The organism is Chryseobacterium sp. Leaf201, from assembly GCF_001421435.1.
In the GTDB taxonomy this organism is placed as follows: Bacteria; Bacteroidota; Bacteroidia; order Flavobacteriales; family Weeksellaceae; genus Chryseobacterium.
In genome coordinates, this window is sequence record NZ_LMKA01000098.1 from 1 (window position 1) to 23103 (window position 23103).

Genomic DNA, 23103 nt, shown 5'->3' on the forward strand with positions numbered 1-23103 from the left:
CAGATGTTCAGGTAATTGGCCGGACTGGTAGCATCAATTCCCCCGCTGGATGCTTTCGAAGTATGAGTTGTACTCGGAGTAATTATTAGTTTACTTAAACACTTTTCTCTTCATAATAAAAATATCATTTTCTTTTTACAAATCTAAAGGAGTAACGAAGCAAAGCGGAGTGTATCGAGAAGTTGTTGATTAATCGTTCAGACTAGTTTAATGGTATTATGCCCGAATTCTAATGAGTACCATCACGGAAGTACGATTGCAAAATTACGGTATCTGCTTTTATCGGAAAAAATATTTTTTTTAGAGAGACAGATTGTATGTCGATAAAGTATTGGTGAACCTTAGAGTAAGGAATCTTTGTTATGTCAATCTTTCTGTTTTAAATAGTTCAGTAAATCAATCAGATGTTGCCGGGTATGCCCTGAAAAAATAAATTCAAAATACCAGAGTCCGTCATTCAGGCTGTTGTTTTCTATTCTCCGTTTTATTTCCAGCAGGTCAAGGATAATATCGGTCAGATCATCTGCTGCGTCACCCGTTCCAAAATTATCTTTATTATCAAGATCCATAAGATCAGGAATGGTCTTATAAAAACCGAAGTCAGGAAAATTGCTTTCAATATTCTTTCTTATTTCGGCATATCTGTATTCTTGATCTTCTCCGAAATCCGTATTGTCGTAGTCATACTGAATGTCAAAATATAAACTGTATATTTTCACTAAAGATTTCTCCAGCAATTTATCCCGGTCACTTTTATTAATGGTTAGACCAGATTCAAGTCCAAACGTAATGATCGTGTTTATGGCAGGAATTAATTCTGTTATCATGGTTTTTCTTTTATTTGGGGGTGATGTTGTGATTTGAAGGACAGTGATGGCATCTGTACTAAATACTTATCTAAGGATAGATGAAACCTGGATATTTCCTGTCGAAATCCAATAGTTTCTCTTCTTCATATTTGTCAACGTATCCTGAAAATAAATCAACTTCTCCAAAACCGAAATAAAGATTTTCTGTTTCATAATATCTTATTTGTTCTTCATTAAATGTATCATGTAAAGAATCTCTGTCACTACTTCTCAGCTTTTGTTTGTTAATCCAGAATAATTTGTACTCCGCATAGCTTGCTTCAACCTTTATTTGGGCAGTTTCAAAATCCAGGTTAGATAAGATATCTTCAAACTCACGTAAAAATGCTTTGAGTTCATAAACATCATCACAAAAGTACTTTGCCGTTCTTCCGAATGAAATTAATATATTTTCATAGTAGTAAGGATATTCAGGTTCTCCTAAGGAAAATATATTGGGATGAAAATAAAGGTACTTTTTCTCCATCATTTTTTGAGAAATGAAATTTTTAGAATTTTCATAATCACGATCGATCAAAATTGCTCCGTAAAAATAATTGTATTCCATCATTTATCTGTTTTTAGTAGTTCATGTATCATCTGATATTTTAAAATCAGCAAAGTTTAAATCCTCTGTCAGATTACATTATCAAACTGTTATTCAATATTATAAAGGACCTCACAGTCACAATATCCGCCATTATTTTGAAGCTAGCTGACCACTTCATCCGTATTTGTAATCTGATTTTCTTTCAAAAACTTCCAGGTTAATTTTAGTGTGTCATCACATTCATTTTCAAGAAGATGCTTATTAATAAAATCAAAGATGCTTTTAAAAATTTCACGGGAAACAGGAAGGCTCTGTTCAAATTTAAGATTTGCTTTTTCTCTAAGTTCTCTTTTGATTTGTCTGCGTCGTTCAGTTTCGTCTTTGTCGGGCATAATGTATGAAATAAAACTTTTGATTTAAAGATAATTAATAATACCGGAACTTTCTATGGAACTTTAAATTTCAGTTTATTGAAGCAGATATGGATTTCAAATCCACGCTATCCGGATTAAGCTTTAATAAAGAGGCTTATTTTTCTGCACCACCGAAAAAAACGCTGTAATGATTCCCGGTCTAAATGGTTATAATCAAAGATCTTATGAGGGTAGGGAATGGCATCGGTATATACGCCGGTGTCTGAAAAAATTAAAATATGGCCTGCCTTTCTAAAGGAATTAAAATTCTTAAAAACAGACCGGTGCCTATCTAAAACCGATTGGCACGCATCATAATTTTTAATGATCGAAATATAACAGTCGTAATGGGTGTGAAGTTTATTTTCAAAACAAGCTTCAGTCCAGTCTGCAAGATCCACTTCATGACCGGAATCCCAAAGGAATTCAGCGATGTCGTTCAGTACATCATCTTCCTTTTCTTCCTGATTTTTAATGAGAATATATTTCATAATGATGCTATAATCCTTTTTTTCCTTCAAGCCAATATCCTTTTGCGTAGATTTTCCCTTTGTGGGAGTTTTCCTTCAGTACCTTTCTGAAATTCTGTAATGAGCGTACGTTTCCGGTCAATACCATATTGGCATCCGACCACTCTTCGTCATTGAATAAAGATAATTGCTGAATTTTATCCTGATCGCGGAAAATATCATTTTTAGAAAAAATAGTGCAGTTATGTAACCCTATTTTCTCAGGGATGTTCCTGTTTTCTTCATCCAGCTCTATGAAAAACCGATAGTCATGTTCATTCTGTCGGAGTACAGGTAAAAAACCAGACATTAAGCTTAAAGAGGTTTCATCGCCAAAGATGATTTGCTTTTTAACTTTTGAATCGTATTGTTTATCACTTCCCAGGACGGCCAATTTTATTTTTTCATCTCCGGGCTGAAGTTCGTTGATGTAACTGGCACCGGGCTCATTGCCGTGGATATGCACAATACATTCAATGAACCTGGCAGAAGGGTCTACATGGGACACCGTATAATGCCGCAGTTCCGTAGGGCTTACCCGAAACGAAACCGTGAATCCCGGTGCAAAATGCAATGCCGAAAAATTTCCTTTCAGCCGGATGATTTTTATGTTGGGATTGAGGTAGGTAATATGTTCTACTTTAACGATTCTCAGCATTGAAGGTGCTAATTTTTCAAGGGTATCATTGATCCATTTTGGTGCTGTCGGCATATCTTAAAATTTATGATACAAAGAAATGACAAAGCAACCCGTTCTGAAATGGATAAGAAGCGGTAAGTATTGGATTATTCGAGGTTTTTGTTTCGGAATGCCAGTGCCGCGATTCCCGTTACTTTCGTAAAGAGCCGGGAAAAATACGGATAATCATCATAACCGAGATCCGTCGCAATTTCTTTTACCGATTTGCCGGAATGGAATAACAGGCGCTTTGCTTCAAGAATTACACGCTGATGAATGTGATAGGAAACGGTTTGTCCGGTTGCTTTTTTCAGGCATTCATTAAGGTACGCGGTAGAAATATTCATTTTTCCGGCATATTGGCTTGGACTTTTCACCGTAAGAAAATCCTGATCCAGTAAAAGTTTAAAGTCTTTGGTTATCACTTCATGCCGTGCAGGCTGATCTGCCCGATGTGTCTGAACCAAGAACTGTGAGATAAGATATCCTACCAGGCTGTTACAGGCATCCTTCATCATCAGGTGATACAGTTTTTCATTTTTGCGTTGATACAGTTTTCTGCAGACGGCTCCGATTTCCGAGGCTACAGAAAAAATTTCAGGATCTAAAAGCAGAGGTCCGGCAGGCGCAATCTCTTTTAATAATCTGAGATATTCGGGGTTTAGGTTTTCACTGCTGACCAGCAGCGTATTAAATGTCGCATCATCAATAGAAATAACCCGGTGCACCTGAAAAGGCTGGATATACATCACCGAGTGTGCATTGATTTCATATTGCTGGAAATCAATTTCAAAGACTCCACTGCCTTCATTAAGCATAAAAAAGATATGATAATCATCTCTGTGGGCTTCTCTTATTTTATCTATTTCTAAATCTTTAACAGACGTTTCCACGAAAATAATGCCCGGACTGTGAGCATCAGGAAAAGTATTTAACGGAATAGATGGTGACGGGCCGGACATTCTTTATTATTTGATACTACCGAATAAGTTTAATGAATGAATTTATGTATTCAAATTTACAAAAACATAATCCGGGATCTGATTTCTAAAGCTTATTTTGATTGGTCTGTGTTGCCCGGTTTCATTTTGTCAATTTCTGAATCTCAGTCTATCTGTTAAGCATCGATTTTAAATTCCAATTATCAGCGTCCATTATTTTTATATCAGACACCACGCATAATTTTTCATGATGCTGAAGATACCCGATGAAATGGCTTTCATACGGGATATCCTTTAATCCGTCAAACTTTTCATAAGTCCTGAATCTTGTTTTCAGCAATTAAAAACAGATTGCATTATAAACCCGGTTTTACCATCTTCCGTTCCCCGATCTGCTGGCGCCACATGGCATAATATAATCCTTTTAAGGTTAACAAATTCTCGTGTGACCCGGTTTCAATCACCTTGCCGCGTTCCAGGACATAAATCCGGTCGGCATGCATAATGGTGCTTAAGCGGTGTGCAATCAGGACGGTAATCTGGTTCTTTTCTTCAGAGATTTCCCTGATGGTAGAAGTGATTTCCTCTTCGGTGATGCTGTCCAGCGCGGAAGTGGCTTCATCAAAAATCAGCAAATGGGGTTTTCTCAGTAAGGCCCTGGCAATGGCAATCCTTTGTTTTTCGCCGCCGCTTAATTTTAATCCGCCTTCGCCGATCACGGTATCGATTCCTTTTTCAGCCCGTTCGATCAGTGCGGTGCTGCTGGATTTTTTTAAAGCGATCCGCAGGTCTTCTTCTGTGGCATCCGGATTTACGAATAAAAGGTTTTCTTTGATGGTGCCCGCAAAAAGCTGGGTATCCTGCGTAACGAAACCGATCTGGTTCCGGAGTTCATCAAAATCAAATTCATTCCCATTCACTTTATTGTAGAATATAGAACCTTCTTTCGGACGGTACAGCCCGACCAGTAATTTCACGAGCGTACTTTTCCCCGAGCCGCTCGGCCCGACAAATGCAATGGTTTCCCCGTTCTTTACATCAAAGGCAATATCGTTCAGGGCTTTATAAGAGGCCGTCTGGTGCTTGAAGGAAACATTTCTGAATTCCAGCTGCTCAATAGCCCCGATTTTTTTAGGGGTCAGTGGTTTCTCCTCAGCAGGTTTTTTCATCAGCTTATCGAAATTATTCAGCGAGGCCTGGGCTTCACGGTAAGAAATGATGATGTTCCCTATTTCCTGCATAGGCCCGAAAATGAAGAATCCATAAAACATCAGTGAAAGGTACTGTCCCGGCGTTACTATATTCCTGAAGATTAAAAACAGCAGGGTAAGGGTAATCAACTGCTGCAGGAAATTCACCATGGTTCCCTGGATAAAACTCAGCGAGCGGATGCTTTTTACCTTCTTCAGTTCCAGTCCAAGGATTTTATAGGTATTGTTGTTTAACCGTCTGACTTCCTGTTTGGTCAGGCCTAAACTCTTTACAATTTCGATATTCCGTAAGCTTTCCGTAGTGCTTCCGGCCAGTCCGGTGGTTTCCGTAACAATGGTTTTCTGGATATTTTTAATCCTTTTGCTTAGCAGGTTGGTAATAAATGCAATGAGGAAAATCCCTACGACATATACCGGCATAATCGACCAGTGCAGGCGGATGGCATACACAGACACGAAGATAATACTCACCAGGATCCCGAAAAAGATATTGATGAAATTGGTAATGAATTTCACGGAATCTTCCCTTACTTTGGTTAAAACGGAAAGGGTTTCCCCGCTGCGCTGGTCCTCAAATTCCTGATAGGGAAGAGCCATGGAATGCTGCAGCCCGTCGGTAAAAATATTAGCGCCGAACTTCTGGGTGATGACGTTCACCACATAATCCTGAAAGGCTTTGGCAATCCGGCTTATCATCGCAGTTCCGATCAGCAGTCCCAAAAAATAGAACACCCCGTGGTACACATCGGTTCCGTACAGATACTGGTCCAGGTTTCTGGGCAGTGTTTTCTGCTTATCAAAAAAGTTGGGATGTGTTACGAGCTGGTCTAAAATATTCCCGGTAATCGCAGGCCCGAATAAGGAAAATACCTGGTTCACCGTGGCCAAGGCCAACGATAAGATCAACAGCCATTTATGGGGTTTTAAATAATTAAATAATGTTTTCATTCTTCTACAGTAGTTGGCTGCAAAATTACAGATATAAATCGGATCACATCAGATTTAATACCTTCAGGTTTTATGATGCATCTTGCGATGAAATCCGGATGATGAACTGGCGGTATGCAGTTATTTGGTAACTTCAGTATAGATTTCATTCATCAGATCCCTTACCAGGTTTCCGTTCTGATGATTGGAAAGTACTACGATAGCAACCTGGTGGTCCGGGGAATACCTGATCAGGCTGGAGTTGCCGAAGGTATCACCGTCTTTTTCAACAAAACCGTTCCCGATTTCCCAGCCGAGCCCGATTTTTTTACGGGTATCTTCATAATAGGTCTTCTCCGTAAGTTTTCTCAGGGATATAAAATCCTTATGCTGTAAAAAGGCTTTTAAATAGGTAAGCAGGTCTACGGCATTGGAATGGAGCCCGCCTGCCGGATTCGCCTGGTTCAAAATCATGGGTTTCTGGGCTTCACCCTGCTGGCTGTATAAACCTGCACGGTTTTTACTGTCGGTAACGCTGAATGAAGTGGAAGTCATGTGTAAAGGCTTCAGGATCTGATCTTCTACCATACGCTCGTAGCTGATCTGCGATTTGTCTGCAAGGATACTTCCTAAAAGGGCAAATGCATAATTGTTATATTGGTATTGCCTGAAAGAAGAAAGGGTGTCCGTTGATTTTAAAACATCATACAGGTATTTTCTGTCGACAAACCTGAACGGATTGGAAGGGTCTTTTTCCATTAAATCTGAAAAATACCGGTCGTTGCTGAGGTTCGGCAATCCCGACTGGTGTGAAGCCAGGTCGGTAAGTAAAATTCTTTTCTTCAGGGAACAGCCAAACGGCACATCTTTCGGGAGATAGCTGTCGATAAAATCAAATGCGTTGATGTTGCCTTTGTTTATTTCCTGCGCCAATAAAAGAGCCGTAAAGGTTTTCGTAGCAGAACCGATTTCGAAAAGGGTAGTGCTGTCTGTTTTTGCCTTTCCGTCTTTCAGCAGGCTGCCGTATGCATAATAACGCGTTTTGGAACCTTCATAAACACCGATTACCAGACCGACACCGGGAAATTTGCTGAACTGTTTCCGGACGGCTGCATCGATGAATTTCTGATGGTTTTGGCTGAAGCAGGTAACGGACGTGATAAAGCACAGCAGAAGAATAAGATTTTTAATCATAAGAATTTTGAAGTATGGGTCGGGTTATCCTGCCTATTGTTACAGTCCGCTGGCGTTATGAACATTGTTTCTTTCAGCAGGCAATCATTCTTTAACCGTTCCGGCCTCAAGTTTTTTAATCAGGTTTCCCTTGACCACCGTAAAGGCATGGTCTTTTGCTTCCGCAAACGAAATCCCGTATTTCCGTTCAATATTTTTCAGGTCTTCCGGAAATTCAGCTAAAATTTTGTCATAAAACACATCGAGAAAATCGGCAGAAGGCATCCCGTAATTAATTTTCAGCTGAAAGCGCCTCAGCAAAGCCGTATCTATAATTTCTGCATGGTTCGTCGCACACAGCAGCAGGGCATTTTCAGGATAATAATCAATCAGCTGTAGCAGAGTATTGACCAGCCTTCTCATTTCGCCTACATCTTTATCATCGCTGCCCCGCGCTTTCCCGATCTGGTCCAGCTCATCAAGGAACAGGACCGAGCGTTCCCGGGCTGCCTTATCAAAAATCATTTTGATATTCTGGGAAGTTTCACCGATTCTTGAAGAAACGATATTGCTTAAATTAAGGATGATGATGTTCCTGCCCAAAGCATTGGCAACTGCTTTTGCCGTCATGGTTTTTCCGCAGCCGGAGCTTCCCTGGAGCAGTATTTTATTGTTTACCGGAAGGCCGTATTCCTGCAGCTCTTTACTGTAGGTTTGCTCTTTGATAAGCTGTACAAAATGTTGCTTATTCTGCGGCTCCAGGAATACATCATTAAGAGAAACTTCTTCTTTATCCTGGATAATAAGGTTATACAGATTCATGGTATATTGAAATTACACGCAAAGATAAAGCTTAAAAATTCAAATTTCTGTATCCAGGATGGCTTTGCATTTGTCCGGACAGTCAGGATCGGAAAAATTGATAAAGGATTTGTTCTGCCAGATGCCTGTTTTTTCTGCCTGTCTGTTTCCGGGAATATCCCAGGCAGCGTATACTCTGAATCCGCGCTTTCCTGTTTGTGATGAAGTTGTTAAAATTTTATGCTGAACCAAAGTATTCTTACTGAAAAAGAAGAAGCCCTGTTGGTTTTTATCTTCAGCAAAGATGATAAAGAAATCAAAAGTGTCATCTGATGCAAACGGTTCTGTTTCTTTGGTTTGGGGATTCCTTTTCCATAATGTCACAAACTGCCCTGTCTTTTTAGGGGTAATTTTGGCTTTCCGGAATTTTATGCTGAACTGGCCGAGCTTAAAATTAAATCCCGAATATTCCTCACATTCTGCATCTTTATTCAGATCAGTAATTTCCAGCCCCAGTCTGCCGAAAACTGTCTGCCGGATCAGCTCAAGCTCCTGTATCATCAGTACCATTTTAATTTATAGGCAAACATAGGAATTACCATTTAAAGTATAAAGCAAAAAGGCCGAACAAAAAAGTTCGACCCTATCGGCTATAATAAAAATTAAAGATTTCCTTAGTGTTGTTGCTTATGCTTCTCTGTATGCCTTATCGATATGAATAAGATCCCGGTTGGAAACATAAACCGTAGCATTCATTTGTGTGTCTCTGTGTTCGCTGAAATCTCAGCCCTAAAATTAAATTGCAGTTAGTTTCTCTCTTCTCTTTTCACTGTTGCGAAATAAGAGGCAAAAACGACTAAACAAGTTGCGATTCCGATGTAAGTTAACATTTTATTGTATTTTTAATTATTTGATTATTTATTGCTAATTCCGTACTGCAATATTACAACTTTAAAATAATACTCCAAATGAAATAATCATGATGTTTATCAGTATGTTAGGTGGTTTTTATTCAGGATTTTATTGATATTTGTTTACATTAATTTAATGTATTTTAATTATTTTTATATCGTATTTGTTATTTTATTCGTAAAAAATTATTGATCTGTTAATAACTTAAGGTCTTCCATTTACAGATTGACAAAAACAAAAATTAAATGATGAAGAGCATAACAGTATAAAAAAGGTGAAAATATGTCACCTTATTTTGATCTAAGGTTAACGGAATTTAACCTGGGTTCAAAGAACAGTGATATATAAATGTTGTTTTATTGAGTGATTTCCTTATTTATTTATATGCATAATGATGAAAACTGTACCCGGCTTTGTACAGTGTATCAGCTTATAAGAAAATCTGAATGATTATTCAGTTTACAGGATAAGTAAACAAAAGGTGAGTGGAAGAGAACAGGATTATTCTGTTGTATTAATAAAGCTTCTGGTCATTTTCACAGTAAAAGCTTCTTCTTTTGCCTTTTCCTGTTTGCTTTTTAATCAGTTTTTCTCCGCATTTCGGGCATACTTTTTTCGTGTGGGCAAGCCAGTGCTGTTTCAGTGTAAAATCACGTTTCCATTTCAGAAAATCAAAGCTGTAGTTGCGGGCCTCTTCAATCAGTTCCTTTATCTTTTTTGCCGGCATGTTCCCCAAAAGGCTTTCCGGCTGGACTCCGATTCTGAAAAGTACTTCATTTTTAATAATGTTTCCGACTCCCGAAAAGATAGCCTGATCCATCAGTGCGTCACAGACCATCATCTCCGGATATAACTTTAATTTTTTCGCTGTTTTTTTAGGGTTCCATTCGTCACTCATCACATCCGCTTCCCAGTCTATCTCAGATAAAAACTCAGGATCAACAAGCTTCACGTGGCACGTATAGAAATATAGGGCGCCTTCTTTGAAAATCAGTGATAACCGCAATTGTCGGTCGGGTTTTGTCTGTTCATCAATTTCGTAGGAACCGAACATCAATAAATGGATTCTGACCACGATGTCATCAAAAACCAGATACGTCTGCTTTCCGAACGTCCTGATTTCCTTTAAAATTTTCCCTTCAAAAATATCTTTTTCGAATTTGGCATCGCCGCCAGCCTCTGTAACTTTTTTTCCTTCGAACTTCTGGAGATCTTCTTTCATTAAAAATATGGACGGACCTTCTGGCATAGCTTTATTTTCTGATAAAAATTCAAATAGTATTCCGTAAAAATAAAAATTAAAGTAATTTTGAAAAATGATGAACTTAAACCGGATTTTCACCAACCAGCGTACAGGCAATAATCCACACACAAAGGCTTCAAGAACAGATTTCCAGAGAGATTTTGACCGAATTATTTTTTCCTCGGCTTTCAGGAGGCTGCAGAATAAAACCCAGGTCTTTCCGCTTCCCGGAAGTGTGTTCGTGCACAACCGCCTGACACATTCGCTGGAAGTTTCATCAGTAGGAAGAAGCCTGGGAAGTGTCATGGGGGAGTATATCCATGATCATTTCAAGGATGATTTAACGGAAGAAGCCAGAAGCTTTTACCTTCATAACCTGGGCCACGTTATTGCCGCGGCCTGCCTCTGCCACGATGTTGGCAATCCTGCTTTCGGGCATTCCGGGGAAGATGCCATCGCCAGTTATTTTGAAAGGAATGAAAATGACCTGAAGCCCAAATTCAATGAAAAGGAGTGGGCAGACCTGGTGAATTTTGAGGGAAATGCCAACGCCATCAGGGTCCTGGCGCAACAGCAGCAGGGAAAAGACGAAGGCGGAATCCAGCTGACATTTTCCACACTCGCGAGCATTGCCAAATATCCGTGTGAAGCCATTGCCAAACAGAAAGGGATTATCCACCGGAAGAAATTCGGGTTTTTCCAGAATGAGAAAGATATTTTCCTTGAGATTGCCGAAGGCACCGGCCTGATTTCAGAAAGCCGGGAACCCCATATCTTTAAAAGGCACCCGTTTGTATGGCTGGTGGAAGCGGCAGACGACATCTGCTACAATATCATTGACATGGAAGATGCGCACCGGCTGGGAATTGTCTCAACGGCAGACTGCAAGAACCTGTTTTTCGAGCTGGTAAAGTCGGAAACGGATGATGTAAACCGGATCGACAGGAAACTGGCCTCGATTTCCAATGAAAATGAACAGATTTCTTATTTAAGAGCCAAGGTAATCAACGCCCTGATCAACAAATCGCTTGAAATGTACAGGCAGCATTTCGATACCATTCTTGAAGGGAACCTGGACAAGGCACTGCTGGATCTGTACAAATCCGAGAACAGGACCTTGCAGGACATCGAAACCTTCTCCATAGAAAAAATATACAACCACAAAGCAGTCGTGGAGATCGAAAATGCGGGCTACAATGTTATGTATGAATTGCTGGATCATTTCATCCCGTCTATTTTAAAATCTTCAGACCAGAGGAAATCCTATGATATAAAAGCCCTGAAGCTTCTTCCGAAACAGTTTCTGTATGAAGCGGGCACCGACTACCAGAAAGTACTGGGCGTAATTGATTTTGTTTCCGGTATGACAGACAACTATGCCACCGACCTGTACCGCAAAATCAAAGGAATCGACATCGGGATGACGGTATAGAATTATTTGTTTTTATTTGATTTTCAGCCGGGAAAACTGTATCTTATCAGCTAATTGATAAATTGAAACACTATGATTTATTTAGGTATTATTGCTTTTTTCGCGCTCATTACATTATTTGCGTCTTTCTTTACCGTGAAGCAGGAATCTGCGGCTGTTGTAGAAAGGCTGGGTAAATTCCTTAAGGTAAGCCACGCCGGCCTCCACCTGAAGATCCCGTTTCTGGATCAGATTGCCAAACGCCTCAACCTCAGGATCCAGCAGCTGGATGTTATCATTGATACCAAAACGCTGGATAATGTTTTCATTAAAATGAAGGTTTCCGTACAGTACCAGGTCATCAGGGAAAACGTAAAAGATGCGTATTACCGCCTGGAAAATCCTGAAAACCAGATTACATCCTATGTTTTCGATGTGGTTCGTGCAGAAGTGCCGAAAACCAAACTGGATGATGTTTTTGTAAGGAAAGACGATATTGCCATTGCTGTTAAGAGTGAACTGCAGGAAGCCATGCAGAGTTACGGGTACGATATCATCAAAGCACTGGTTACCGACATCGATCCGGATGAGCAGGTGAAACATGCCATGAACAGGATCAACGCGGCAGAACGTGAAAAAACCGCGGCTGAATATGAATCTGAAGCCCAGAGAATACGGATTGTAGCGGTGGCTAAGGCTGAAGCGGAATCCAAAAAACTGCAGGGGCAGGGGATTGCCGACCAGAGACGGGAGATTGCCAAAGGCCTTGAAGAATCCGTAAAAATGCTGAATGCGGCCAACATCAATGCGCAGGAAGCTTCCGCATTAATTGTTGTGACACAGCATTATGATACCCTCAATTCCATCGGAGCCAACAACAGGAGCAACCTGGTACTGCTTCCCAATTCACCTACGGCAGCCAGTTCTATGCTGAACGATTTAGTGGTTTCCATGGCAGCGACACAGAAAATGGACGAATACAGTAAAATGACCGAACCTCCTAAAAAACAGGGCTATTAAAACTGCTTTTTTAAAAAATATCAATCCTTTCAGCTGCTGAAGGGATTTTTTTATCTCCGGTTTTAAATGTGCCTGATGAAACAGGCAGAACTTTACATAAAATATCTTCAATCTGTACTCTTGTTTTTTAGTTTTTAAATACCTAATTTGACGTTGCATTTTTATGCCGCATTAATACAAAACAGTACTATATAATATGGACAATCAGATTGAAATTGAAAACTACAAAATCCGGAAGTCGGAATCATGGGCGGGAAATATTGATGATCAGGAGCTTATAAGTAAGATACAGGAGTCTGAATTTTCAAAGCAGCACATCAGTGACGGTAAAGATTTCTGCTATTTTTTAGACAAGAAATACCGTACCGGCAATGCCGAAAACAGTGAGTACATCTGTATGGCCTACACCCTGAATGAGCCGGCCAATCTTGAACGGGCTTCGGTTTCGGAGATTGTGGTTGAAGAAAATGAGGTGTACCATATCCACCGGATCAGCGTATTGAGAGACGGGGTCCTGATTGATAAGATCCCGGATACCAAAATAAAAGTGCTGGACAGCGAAAACCAGAGCAGCGGAGGGATCTTAAGCAGCAATAAAAAAATCAATATCACCATAAAAGACCTCCGGCTGTATGATATCCTGATCATGGAAGACTCCAGGGTGAAAACGTTTACCGACCGTGATTTCTTAAGGAAAGAATTTTCAAAATATATTTGGGTAAGCCCGGATAACTACTGGGCTTACGGAAGCTACACCTTTACCTTCATCAATGACAGGGAGCAGAAAATAGCCTGCAAAAAGACCTTCTTCAGGGACGAAAACGGGAATGTACTGGAACCTGAACTGCGTTACCTGAATAAAGATGACCGGTTTGTGTTCGAAGAAAAGAATTACATGAACCCGGTAGATGCAAACCGTGAAATTTTCCCTTACATTGATTTTGCCACCGACGCAGGCTGGAAAGACCTTTCCAATTATATTGCTCCTATGTACGATGAAATTTTTGCTACGGTTTCACTGAAAGACTTTGCACCGGACCTGGCCGAAAAGCTGGACCTGATTGCAGATTCGGATGAAAAAATTCAGTTTGCAGTCGAGTATGTACAGAACAATATTTACTATATTTTCAATGCTGATGAAATGAACGGGCACAAGCCTCAGGAGCCTGCCGTTACCTATGAAAACAAACAGGGCGACTGTAAAGCAAAATCGGTTCTGTTAAAAGTAATCCTTGATTATATCGGGGTGGATTCCTCAGTGGTCCTGGTGAATTTCCATACGGATTTCTATATTAAATACTATCTGCCTTCGCTGCTTACCTTTAACCATGCGATTGTAAAGATTAATTATAAAAACGAAGATTTCTTTATTGATGCCACGACCCGTGAAGAATTCGGGCTGCTGGAAAACCGCGGCTTCATTTATTTCATGCATTATCTGGAAGTAAAGCCGGACCAGGAATTAAAAGAAAGGAAACCTTACCGTTACCCTTATTTCTGTGTGGATGAGAAAGTGGATTTCAATGTTCAGGGGACTGCCGGAACATTAACTTTAACCACCTCTTACAAAGGAAACCGGGCCAATGCCATGAGAAGGTATTTTAAAAATACCAATAAGAGGGAAATCATAGACAGCTGGAACAACTTCCTTTTTTACAGCCTGAACTACTCCGGAGACCGGAACGGAACGGATATCAGGAATGTATTCAAAGATCCTTCCATCAACATCATCAGTGATGATAAGAAGATGAATGAATTTAAGATTCAGTATAAAGCTACCGTAGACAATCCTTATTTTACAGATCCGAAAAATAACCGTTTCCTGATGTATTTTGACCGGAATGTCATCAAGGCAAGCGCACGCGATTTTATGCATAAAGACATTTCTTTCTGGCATAATTTCGACAGTGAAAAGTACGAGATTAATCTGTATACCGATCAGAAAATTGATACCGGAGAAAAATATACCGTTCAGGAAAGCACAATTGATAATCCGTATTTCAACTTTACCAGCCGTAAGAAAGTAATAAAAAACGGCGCTACCGTGAACATAGAATACAAGCCTTTGGTGAATATGGAAATCCCGCAGCCTGATTTTGAAAAGTTCAGGACGGACCACCATACAATAGCCGACAGCAACTTCGGCCTTGGGATCGATATCATTGAGCCGGGACTGATGAATATGCTGAAATTCAACTTTAAAAAGCGTTTTATGTAATTGTTCATAAGGCTTTTTAACCAGGATTTATAACTCATTCGGGGGCTTGCTTTGCAAGCCCCCGAATTTATTTTTCAGCAGATTTAAATAGATTTGAAAACTTGGGTAATTCCTATAATCTGAGTGAAATTATTTTAAATGCAAGTAGTCTGCATCAATGATCTTTCAGTTTTGTGCTTTTGGGAACGGAGTTCCCGGTAAACTTCTGTTTTCCGATCAGCAGTTCAAAAAACAGCTTAAAGTCTGAGATTAAAGACCAGATCGGATATTTAAAAGTTGCAGGCTTATTCTTTTCAATAACGGCATGGCTCAGCCACGCAAATCCATAGCCGAAAATCGGGACGTACCATAAAAAGCGTTCCTTTCCGGAGCTGATTACATATCCGATCACAAAAAAGACCATCAACGTGCCGATAAAATGCAGGACCCGGGTGCCTGTTTTGCTGTGTTCGGTAAGGTAAAACCGGTAAAATTCTTTGAAGGTTTTTATTCTTTCAGACATGGCTTCTTAATTTGTATTTTCAAAAAGACTAAAGCAATAATTCCGCCAATCTGAAACAAAAAGTCCGGACTGTAAATGCAGTCCGGACTTTTAAATTATTATCGTGTAATTAAACTAAGCATTTCTCAGCTTGCTGTTTCTGTAACCGTAGCAGAAATAGATAATGAGGCCGAAAGCAAACCACAATCCGAACCAGAACCAGTTGTCATGGCTCATTCCGGTCAGCAGGTAAAGGCATGAGCTTAATCCGATTAAAGGAATCAGTGAGAAATTTTTGATAAAAGTGAGGACACAAAGCACTAAATTAACCAGAATAAAGAAGAATATAGAAGCCCTGAATTCACCTTCTGCCGGATCTTTCCAGTCCATTAACGTACTGAAAAATCCAGGCTGCCAGAAATAAAATACCAGCAGTGATCCGATAAAAATAATCGGGAAAATGAATTTACCGTTGATATACGGAAGATGGAACCTTCCTTTAATTTTTTCTTTGGCAGGAAGCATAAGAACTCCGGCACACACCAGTACAAAGGCGAAGATAGTCCCGATACTCGTAAAGTCCAGGATGAAAGATTTATCGGTAAACAAAATAGGAATACCTACTACAATCCCTGTGACAATGGTCGCAAATGAAGGCGTTTTATATTTAGGATGCACCGTCTGGAATTTCTGCGGCATCAGTCCGTCGCGGCTCATCGCGTACCAGATTCTCGGCTGTCCCATCTGGAAAACAAGCAGTACTGTGGTAATGGCAACAATAGCAACAAAGGAAACCGTAAGCTCCATCCAGGCTACATTGGCATTGGTCTTCTCAAAGATGAAGGAAAGCGGGTCTCCCACGCCGTCAAACTTCCTGTAGTCTACCATTCCGGTCAGTACCAGGGTCAGGGCGATATAGATAACGGTACACAGCACCAGTGAAATAATCATTCCTTTCGGCAGGGTTTTCTGCGGGTCTTTGGTTTCCTCAGAGAGTACGCTCAATGCATCAAAACCGATGTAGGCGAAGAATACCCCTGAAACTGCACTCATTACCCCGGCAAAACCGTTCGGCATGAAAGAAGCCACCTGGGTTTCCGGATTAACGGGCGTCCAGTTGTCTGTGCTGATATAGGAGAATCCGACTAAAATAACCAATACGATAACGGCTAACTTTAAAATAACCAGTGCATTGTTGAAATTCTTGCTTTCTTTTACCCCTACATAACATAACCAGGTAATCAGTCCGTTGATTACCAGAGCCGGCACATCAACAATAAACTTCAGGCTGCCGATTAAAGGCGCATTGGTCCATGCATTAATCAGTTCCTTGTTTTCAGAACCCCCTGAAAAAGCTTTTTTAGCTTCGGTATAACTGCAGGTAAGGTAATCCGGGATATGCATTCCCATCCTTTCGAGGAAACTTGTGAAGTAATCTGACCATGAAAAGGCTACATAAATATTACCGAAAGAATATTCCATAATCAGCGCCCAGCCGATGATCCAGGCAATGAGCTCCCCGAAGCTCGCGTAGGCATACGTATACGCAGATCCGGCGGTAGGGATCCTGCTGGCAAATTCAGCATAACAGAGTGCCGTAAATCCGCAGGCAAAGCCACAGATTAAATACAGTAAGATGACGCCCGGGCCTCCCCTGAACACGGCTTCCCCCAAACTGCTGAAACTTCCTGCCCCGATAATGGCCGCGATACCAAAAAATACGATGTCCCAAACACCCAGAACCCTTAACAGGCCGGTGGATGTATCTGAATCTGAATAGATTTTCCTTCTAAAAAGCTGACTCATTCAATACTCTGTTTTATTTGAAAAAAGCAAATGTAATTATTTCTATGAAATAATTTTGTTTTTCTTAAGGTTTCTTATAAAAAGTTAAGAAGTCATAAAATGTGAACTCCCGATTAACAATGTGTTAAAAGGCTTGTTTATACAATATCTTTTCGATATTTTCGTTGACCAATTGTGGATAATTTCTGCAGAATTTTAAATATTTAGCCCTGGTTTTTCAGGCTTGCCCATTTTAAAATTTACAATTAATGAACTCGAAAAAAATACTCCTGGCGACTGCTGTTCTGTATTTCGGTATTGCCGATGCCCAACAGTCTCAATACTTTACGCATAAAGAAAACTACAGGTTCAATCTGGCCGAAAACCTTTATCAGACCAAAATCTACAATGCTGCACAGTACGAATATGCAAGGCAATATTTCTATAATGAAAACCTGTCCAGATCCAGACAGGAAGCGGCGCAGTTTTTCGATAATGTGATCGGCGTGATCCTTCAGAAAAACCATGCGGAAGAAGGGCTGACGGCTTTTATCAAGCAATACCCCAATTCTGCTTATTTTGCCCAGGCCAACCTGCCGCTGGCAGATTATTACCTGGCGAAAAAGGATTTCCCGAAAGCCCTGGAAACCCTTAAAAAGATCAACCAGTACCAGCTTTCCAAAGAAGAAAATACACAGTACATCCTGAAACTGGGGTATGCCAAATTTATGATGGGCGATTCCAAAGGGGCTACGGATGCTCTTGAGGAAGCGTATAAGACCGCTGATGAATCCCAAAAAGGAGACATTGCCTACATGCTCGGGCATCTGTATTATTCAGACAGGCAGAATGAAAAGGCTTTCCAGTATTTCGATAGGGTAAAAGACCGTCCGGAATATGCAAAGCTTGTACGTCCTTATTACGTGCAGATGTATTATAATGACAAAGATTATGATAAGGCAATATCTGAAGGAACGGCATTGCTGAATGAAGATATTTCGGAGGCTTACAAAGCGGAAGTCCACAAGATCATCGGGGAAAGTGAATTCATGAAAGGGAACTATGATGCTGCCTATCCGCATCTGAAAGATTACCTGAGCGTCCAGCAGAACCCGTCTGAAAATGACCTGTATGAAATGGGTTTTGTTGCTGCCCAGCTTAAAAAATATGATGAAGCGGTTTCTTACTACAACCAGTTGCTGAACAGCAATTCCGCACTGGCACAGAATGCTTACTACCAGCTTGGGAATGCGTATCTGGCAGTTGGTAAAAAGCAGGAGGCCCTTTCGGCGTTCCGCTCGTCTTACCAGATGAATTATGACCCGAAAGTTAAAAAGCTGGCCCATGAACAGTATGCCAAATTAAGTTACGATATCGGGAACCCGTTTGAAAGTGCTTCAACGGTAATCCAGAATTACATCAACGAAAACCCGAACAGTGCAAACGGAGCAGAGATGAGGTCTCTGCTGGTGAAGTCTTACCTGTATTCCGGGAACTACAAGGAAACCCTGAATGCCATTGACAGGCTTCAGAATTCTTCCCCTGATATTGACAAGATCGACCAGGAAGTTTCTTACCTGCTGGGTACCGAAGAATTCAACAAAGGAAATTATGACGAAGCCGAGCAGTATTTCTTAAGAAGCTTAGGATTCAACATCAATAAAGAATTTAATAACCGTGCATTGTACTGGTTAGGGCAGGTGTATTACCAGAAAGGGAATTACCCGTCGGCCATTGCCCGTTATGAAAAGCTGCTTACACAAACCTTCCCTGAAAAGCAGCAGCTGCCCTATGATTTAGGATATGCTTATTTCAAATCCAAAAAATTTGACCAGGCGGAAACTTATTTCAGGCAGTACCTAAGCAACCCGAAACCGGAGTTTAAAAATGATGCGGAGCTTCGCCTGGCAGATATCAATTATGCCAACAACAACCTGAACGAAGCCATTGCGATCTATGACCGGAATGAAGATGCAACGGATTATACCCTGTACCAGAAATCTATGGCTTTAGGGTTTAAAGGCGATACGCAGGCAAAAATCACCAATCTTAAAACGCTTTTATCGAAATATCCGGATTCCGACTATTACGATGATGCCCAGTACGAAATCGGGACGGCGTATGCGGCCCAGGATGATTTTAACAATGCCAATGATTTCTTCAATAAAGTGATTAAAACTTCATCGGATAAAGATCTGGTAGCCAATGCCTCCATTTACAGGGCACAGAATTACATTGACCAGAACCAGAGCGAGAAAGCCCTGTCTGAACTGAGATCATTAGGGGAACAGTATAAAAACACTGCCTATGCGGAGAAAATTGTTCAGGCTGCAAAACCCATCTTTACGAAGAACGGTGACGTGGCAGGGTATGAAAGCTTTGCCAGAAGCATCGGAGTCAATATAGATGCATCTGAAATTGATGAGATCAATTTATCCACCGCGAAACAGCTGTTCACGAAAAAAGACTATAAGAACGCCATTTCCTATTACGAAAAATACCTGACGCAGAACCCGACAGGTGAGGGGCTGTACCAGGCCAAGTATGAACTGGGGGAAAGTTATTACCAGACCAAGAATACCACCAAGGCCCTTTTGGTTTTACAGGATGTAGCCGGTGTTGCCAATGATTACCAGGATGATGCACAGACCCGCCTGGCGCAGATTTATATTGCGCAGGGAGACAGCGTACAGGCCAGGACCTATCTGGAAAGCCTCAGGAATTCTTCAGACGTCAATATAAAAAATTACGCCAATGTAGAACTGATGAAGCTGTATGCAGAAGAAAAGAACTTCCCGCAGGCTGAAAAATTAGCGGATGCGGTCATTGCGAACAACAAAAACTCCGTTGCGGTAATTGAAACGGCAAAAGTGATCAAAGCGCGAAGCCTGATGAATTCCGGAAAGGATAAAGATGCACAGGCTGCTTATGCGGCTCTGGAGAAATCTTCTAATACAGCGGTAGCAGCGGAAGCACTGTATGCAAAAGCCTATTACCAGAATAAAGGGAAAGCCTTTAAATCTTCCAATGAAACCATCTTTAAGCTGGCCAATAATTACGCTTCTGAAGAATACTGGGGAGCACGCGCTTTAGTATTGATGGCGAAAAATTATGTAGGCTTGAAGGATAATTACCAGGCGAGCTATACCTGTGATCAGATCATTGAAAACTACAAAGACTTCCCGGAGATTGTAGCAGAGGCAAAAGAGGTTAAAAAATCTATTAAAAAGTAAGTATAAAGTGTACCCCGTAGCATGTAAAAAATACATGATACACCAGACATTAATACAACAATAAACAATGAACAGGAAAATTCAAATATTATCTATATTATTCTTAGGGATCTCGTCGGCTGCGTTTTCCCAGATCAAAGAAGAAAAACTGATTCTTAATAAAAAAAGGGAACCGGAGGTAAGGAAGATCGAAAAAAAGAAAACTTCGGTGGAGACCATCAAAAACTATCCGCCGGAAGAGAAATCACAGAACCCTGTACAGTATAACATTACGGATGTTCCTGCGGTATCAGACTTCAAGACGTCTACCATCCAGGGCCAGGACGTAACGCCGAAATTTGAAGGTTCGGTTCAGAATAACTACGTCCAGTTCGGAATGGGGAATTACGGGAAGATCCTCGGGGATGCCAATATTTCCAAAACCCTGCAGAATAAGATTGAAGTGGGACTGGATGCGCATTTCCTGTCGACACAGGGCCTGAAAAAAGATTACCCCTGGGATTCCAAACAGAGTTCTACAACGCTGGGTGCTTTCCTTAATTCTTACGGCGACAAAGGAAAGTTTAATTTAAATGCCGAATACGGCTTAAACAGCTATAATTATTACGGTATTTATGCCCTTGATCCCGGAGATGTGGACCTTGACCAGCGCGTGAACCAGTTTAAGGTAAACGGGTACTACGATTTTTATTCCAATGAGATCCTGAATGACATCAGGGTGAAATCTTCCTTTTTAAAGGACCATTTCGATGCCCAGGAAAACCAGGTTTCGGTATTGGCCAACTTATCCAAGCATGCGGTTGAAATCGGGAAATCAGGCATTAACCTGAATGCAGATTTAGGGGTAGGGCTGGAAGCTGTAAAAAGTGAGTTTGCCATTGTTGATAATAACTCAAGCAACTTCGTCAATATCAGCCTGGCACCGAAAGTGACTTTCAGAAAAGGGGAGTCTTACCTGATGCTGGGTTCGTCCTTCTCATTCCTGAACTCAAAAAATTCAAACCTGCTGATGGCAGAGCAGATGAAAAACAACAAAACGTATTGGTTCCCGCAGGCGGAATTTCAATATGCCGCTGCCCAGGAATTTAAGTTTTACGGAGGGGTAGACGGAGGCCTGAAACTGAATACCTACGCCGATTTATTACAGCAGAACCCTTTCATCGTTTCCGACCAATACCTTAGACCTACCGAAACCAAATACCATTTCTATGCAGGTTTAAGGGGAGACATTGATGAAACTTTTAAATATGATGTTTCCGCAGGGTACGGGAAAATGGGGAATATTATGTTCTTCAGGGCAAATGATCTGTTTGACTATACTTCCGTCAACCGTTCTGCCTATAACTATGCAAACACATTCTCTGCGATCTATGATGACGGGAATGTAAGCGATGTTAAAGGTAGCCTGCAGTATTTCCCGCTGGCCAACTTAATACTGGATGCAGAGGTGAAATTTACCAGGTTTGAGCTGAAAAATTACGAGAATATCTATAATGTTCCGCTGTTTAATGCCACAATCGGTGCAAAATATACCATGCTGGACCAAAAATTACTGCTTGGTTTTAAAGGGATTTTTGCCAGTGACAGAACCACTAATTCATTTGTAATTGAGGGAGTTGGAAGCCCGCTGATGTACCAGTCTGCAGAGGATACCAATGACAAAGTTGGGGGGTATGCAGATTTAAATCTTTCCGCAGAGTATAAAGTTCACAAAAATTTCAGTATTTTTGCCATCGGAAACAATCTTCTGAGCTCAAAATACCAGACGTACAAAGGCTACAAAGTTCTTGGTGCACAGGTTTTGGGAGGTGTGAAGATCACGTTCTAAATAAACAATGAGGGCTGCGTAGTTCAACTGGATAGAATATTGGATTTCGGCTCCAACGGTTGGGGGTTCGAATCCCTCCGCGGTCACCAAAGCCCCTGTTTCAGGGGCTTTTTTATTTCTTTTTATTCCCATCAAACCCATCAAAGATATCAGACGATCTCTTTATTCTTATCGTATTCCTTCTTTGAGGATCATATGCTTTATTATATCAGGTAAAGTGTTCAGAATGAATTTTTTCAAGATCAATGAAAAGGTTAAAGAGCAGGCCGGAACAGAATTAACTTCAAAAAGAGTATTCTCTAATGCTTAATATTTATAACTGATAAAGCCGCAAGGCATTAAGAAGGACATACAATGGCCCTATTGGCGGGATGGTTTGGAATAAGCAGACCGGAAATCTTATATCAGGCTATCAGAAGCTGAATATTGCCGATATCATCGTTAAATATATTGGTAATAATGCAAAGTTAAAAGGCGAGGGAATTTCTCATTCTAATCTTATTACATAACGTTATAATTAAAGAAATTTAGATTTCAATTTGAGAAAATATTCTTCAAAATATTTATAAGAAAAATAAGACATTACGTAAGTAACTACAATAGTAAATGGATATATTATCCAAGTAGCATCCCATAATATCGCTAACTTTATTGAGATTATTAAAGGAATAGCATGCCACATATAAATACCATAAGAAATAGAGCCGAGATAATTGATTTGTTTATTTTCTAAAGCTTTAGAGTATTTTTCATTACAAGCTAAGTTAGTAATTAGAATAGCAAATAAGACCGAATAAATGTCATAGTGAAAGAAGCCGAAGTGAATCCCTTTTATTAACCTCTGTCCCGAATGATTCGCTATGTTTTTTTAAATAATAAAAAACACCATCCATATTAAGGTATCCATCCTGCAGAGCATA

18 protein-coding genes, 1 tRNA gene and 1 pseudogene are annotated in these 23103 nt (G+C 40.5%); 6 read left to right on the top strand and 14 right to left on the bottom strand.

The annotated features are described in order from the left end of the window. Nucleotides 1-365 precede the first annotated feature (365 nt). From ASE55_RS14960 to ASE55_RS15010, 12 genes and pseudogenes are all read right to left on the bottom strand, one after another. Nucleotides 366-827, bottom strand: coding sequence for a hypothetical protein (locus tag ASE55_RS14960; protein WP_056221329.1), 462 nt, complete (start codon nt 825-827; stop codon nt 366-368). 70 nt (nt 828-897) lie between these two features. Beyond that, nucleotides 898-1419 (bottom strand): hypothetical protein, encoded by a 522-nt coding sequence (locus tag ASE55_RS14965; protein ID WP_056221333.1) that lies wholly within the window; start codon nt 1417-1419, stop codon nt 898-900. Nucleotides 1420-1505: 86 nt separating this feature from the next. Next, nucleotides 1506-1559: pseudogene (locus ASE55_RS20970) on the bottom strand (DUF2695 domain-containing protein); the annotation flags it as partial. Continuing rightward, nucleotides 1560-1790, bottom strand: a complete 231-nt coding sequence (locus ASE55_RS14970; protein ID WP_082474594.1) for a hypothetical protein — start codon at nt 1788-1790, stop codon at nt 1560-1562. It lies immediately after the preceding pseudogene. Between the two features lie 116 nt (nt 1791-1906). Beyond that, complete coding sequence (locus ASE55_RS14975) at nt 1907-2302, bottom strand: hypothetical protein (protein WP_128414590.1); 396 nt, start codon at nt 2300-2302, stop codon at nt 1907-1909. 7 nt (nt 2303-2309) lie between these two features. Beyond that, nucleotides 2310-3032 (bottom strand): hypothetical protein, encoded by a 723-nt coding sequence (locus tag ASE55_RS14980; protein ID WP_056221340.1) that lies wholly within the window; start codon nt 3030-3032, stop codon nt 2310-2312. Between the two features lie 74 nt (nt 3033-3106). Continuing rightward, the gene (locus ASE55_RS14985; protein ID WP_056221343.1) at nt 3107-3961 is read right to left on the bottom strand and encodes an AraC family transcriptional regulator; all 855 of its coding nucleotides are present in this window, start codon (nt 3959-3961) and stop codon (nt 3107-3109) included. Between the two features lie 335 nt (nt 3962-4296). Next, nucleotides 4297-6099, bottom strand: a complete 1803-nt coding sequence (locus ASE55_RS14990) for an ABC transporter ATP-binding protein (RefSeq protein ID WP_056221346.1) — start codon at nt 6097-6099, stop codon at nt 4297-4299. 120 nt (nt 6100-6219) lie between these two features. Continuing rightward, entirely contained in the window at nt 6220-7272 is a 1053-nt protein-coding gene (locus ASE55_RS14995; RefSeq protein WP_056221349.1) for a serine hydrolase domain-containing protein, read from the bottom strand. Nucleotides 7273-7356: 84 nt separating this feature from the next. Then, entirely contained in the window at nt 7357-8073 is a 717-nt protein-coding gene (locus ASE55_RS15000; protein ID WP_056221352.1) for an AAA family ATPase, read from the bottom strand. A gap of 39 nt (nt 8074-8112) precedes the next feature. Then, nucleotides 8113-8613, bottom strand: coding sequence for a MepB family protein (locus tag ASE55_RS15005; RefSeq protein WP_056221371.1), 501 nt, complete (start codon nt 8611-8613; stop codon nt 8113-8115). An 865-nt stretch (nt 8614-9478) separates the two neighbouring features. Continuing rightward, complete coding sequence (locus ASE55_RS15010; RefSeq protein WP_056221374.1) at nt 9479-10213, bottom strand: DNA-formamidopyrimidine glycosylase family protein; 735 nt, start codon at nt 10211-10213, stop codon at nt 9479-9481. 70 nt (nt 10214-10283) lie between these two features. Here ASE55_RS15010 and ASE55_RS15015 point away from each other — a divergent pair, with 70 nt between their 5' ends. The 3 genes from ASE55_RS15015 (at nt 10284) to ASE55_RS15025 (ending at nt 14856) form a co-directional block, all read left to right on the top strand. Continuing rightward, complete coding sequence (locus tag ASE55_RS15015) at nt 10284-11639, top strand: deoxyguanosinetriphosphate triphosphohydrolase (RefSeq protein ID WP_056221377.1); 1356 nt, start codon at nt 10284-10286, stop codon at nt 11637-11639. 72 nt (nt 11640-11711) lie between these two features. Continuing rightward, entirely contained in the window at nt 11712-12638 is a 927-nt protein-coding gene (locus ASE55_RS15020; protein ID WP_056221356.1) for an SPFH domain-containing protein, read from the top strand. A 196-nt stretch (nt 12639-12834) separates the two neighbouring features. Next, nucleotides 12835-14856, top strand: coding sequence for a DUF3857 domain-containing protein (locus ASE55_RS15025; protein WP_056221359.1), 2022 nt, complete (start codon nt 12835-12837; stop codon nt 14854-14856). A 154-nt stretch (nt 14857-15010) separates the two neighbouring features. Here ASE55_RS15025 and ASE55_RS15030 read toward each other — a convergent pair whose 3' ends face one another. Both ASE55_RS15030 and ASE55_RS15035 read right to left on the bottom strand, forming a co-directional pair. Then, nucleotides 15011-15358, bottom strand: coding sequence for a DUF962 domain-containing protein (locus tag ASE55_RS15030; RefSeq protein WP_056221361.1), 348 nt, complete (start codon nt 15356-15358; stop codon nt 15011-15013). Between the two features lie 114 nt (nt 15359-15472). Beyond that, the gene (locus tag ASE55_RS15035; protein ID WP_056221363.1) at nt 15473-17143 is read right to left on the bottom strand and encodes an APC family permease; all 1671 of its coding nucleotides are present in this window, start codon (nt 17141-17143) and stop codon (nt 15473-15475) included. A gap of 248 nt (nt 17144-17391) precedes the next feature. Between ASE55_RS15035 and ASE55_RS15040 the strand changes: the two genes are divergently transcribed. The 3 genes from ASE55_RS15040 (at nt 17392) to ASE55_RS15050 (ending at nt 22272) form a co-directional block, all read left to right on the top strand. Next, nucleotides 17392-20355, top strand: coding sequence for a tetratricopeptide repeat protein (locus ASE55_RS15040; protein ID WP_056221365.1), 2964 nt, complete (start codon nt 17392-17394; stop codon nt 20353-20355). A gap of 67 nt (nt 20356-20422) precedes the next feature. Continuing rightward, entirely contained in the window at nt 20423-22183 is a 1761-nt protein-coding gene (locus ASE55_RS15045) for a TonB-dependent receptor (RefSeq protein WP_056221368.1), read from the top strand. Between the two features lie 12 nt (nt 22184-22195). Continuing rightward, nucleotides 22196-22272 (top strand) — tRNA-Arg (locus tag ASE55_RS15050). Nucleotides 22273-23103 lie beyond the last annotated feature (831 nt).

Coding starts and splice junctions, on each gene's coding strand:
- ASE55_RS14960 (WP_056221329.1), bottom strand. CDS start 827: ATGATAACAGAATTAATTCCTGCCATAAACACGATCATTACGTTTGGA.
- ASE55_RS14965 (WP_056221333.1), bottom strand. CDS start 1,419: ATGATGGAATACAATTATTTTTACGGAGCAATTTTGATCGATCGTGAT.
- ASE55_RS14970 (WP_082474594.1), bottom strand. CDS start 1,790: ATGCCCGACAAAGACGAAACTGAACGACGCAGACAAATCAAAAGAGAA.
- ASE55_RS14975 (WP_128414590.1), bottom strand. CDS start 2,302: ATGAAATATATTCTCATTAAAAATCAGGAAGAAAAGGAAGATGATGTA.
- ASE55_RS14980 (WP_056221340.1), bottom strand. CDS start 3,032: ATGCCGACAGCACCAAAATGGATCAATGATACCCTTGAAAAATTAGCA.
- ASE55_RS14985 (WP_056221343.1), bottom strand. CDS start 3,961: ATGTCCGGCCCGTCACCATCTATTCCGTTAAATACTTTTCCTGATGCT.
- ASE55_RS14990 (WP_056221346.1), bottom strand. CDS start 6,099: ATGAAAACATTATTTAATTATTTAAAACCCCATAAATGGCTGTTGATC.
- ASE55_RS14995 (WP_056221349.1), bottom strand. CDS start 7,272: ATGATTAAAAATCTTATTCTTCTGCTGTGCTTTATCACGTCCGTTACC.
- ASE55_RS15000 (WP_056221352.1), bottom strand. CDS start 8,073: ATGAATCTGTATAACCTTATTATCCAGGATAAAGAAGAAGTTTCTCTT.
- ASE55_RS15005 (WP_056221371.1), bottom strand. CDS start 8,613: ATGATACAGGAGCTTGAGCTGATCCGGCAGACAGTTTTCGGCAGACTG.
- ASE55_RS15010 (WP_056221374.1), bottom strand. CDS start 10,213: ATGCCAGAAGGTCCGTCCATATTTTTAATGAAAGAAGATCTCCAGAAG.
- ASE55_RS15015 (WP_056221377.1), top strand. CDS start 10,284: ATGAACTTAAACCGGATTTTCACCAACCAGCGTACAGGCAATAATCCA.
- ASE55_RS15020 (WP_056221356.1), top strand. CDS start 11,712: ATGATTTATTTAGGTATTATTGCTTTTTTCGCGCTCATTACATTATTT.
- ASE55_RS15025 (WP_056221359.1), top strand. CDS start 12,835: ATGGACAATCAGATTGAAATTGAAAACTACAAAATCCGGAAGTCGGAA.
- ASE55_RS15030 (WP_056221361.1), bottom strand. CDS start 15,358: ATGTCTGAAAGAATAAAAACCTTCAAAGAATTTTACCGGTTTTACCTT.
- ASE55_RS15035 (WP_056221363.1), bottom strand. CDS start 17,143: ATGAGTCAGCTTTTTAGAAGGAAAATCTATTCAGATTCAGATACATCC.
- ASE55_RS15040 (WP_056221365.1), top strand. CDS start 17,392: ATGAACTCGAAAAAAATACTCCTGGCGACTGCTGTTCTGTATTTCGGT.
- ASE55_RS15045 (WP_056221368.1), top strand. CDS start 20,423: ATGAACAGGAAAATTCAAATATTATCTATATTATTCTTAGGGATCTCG.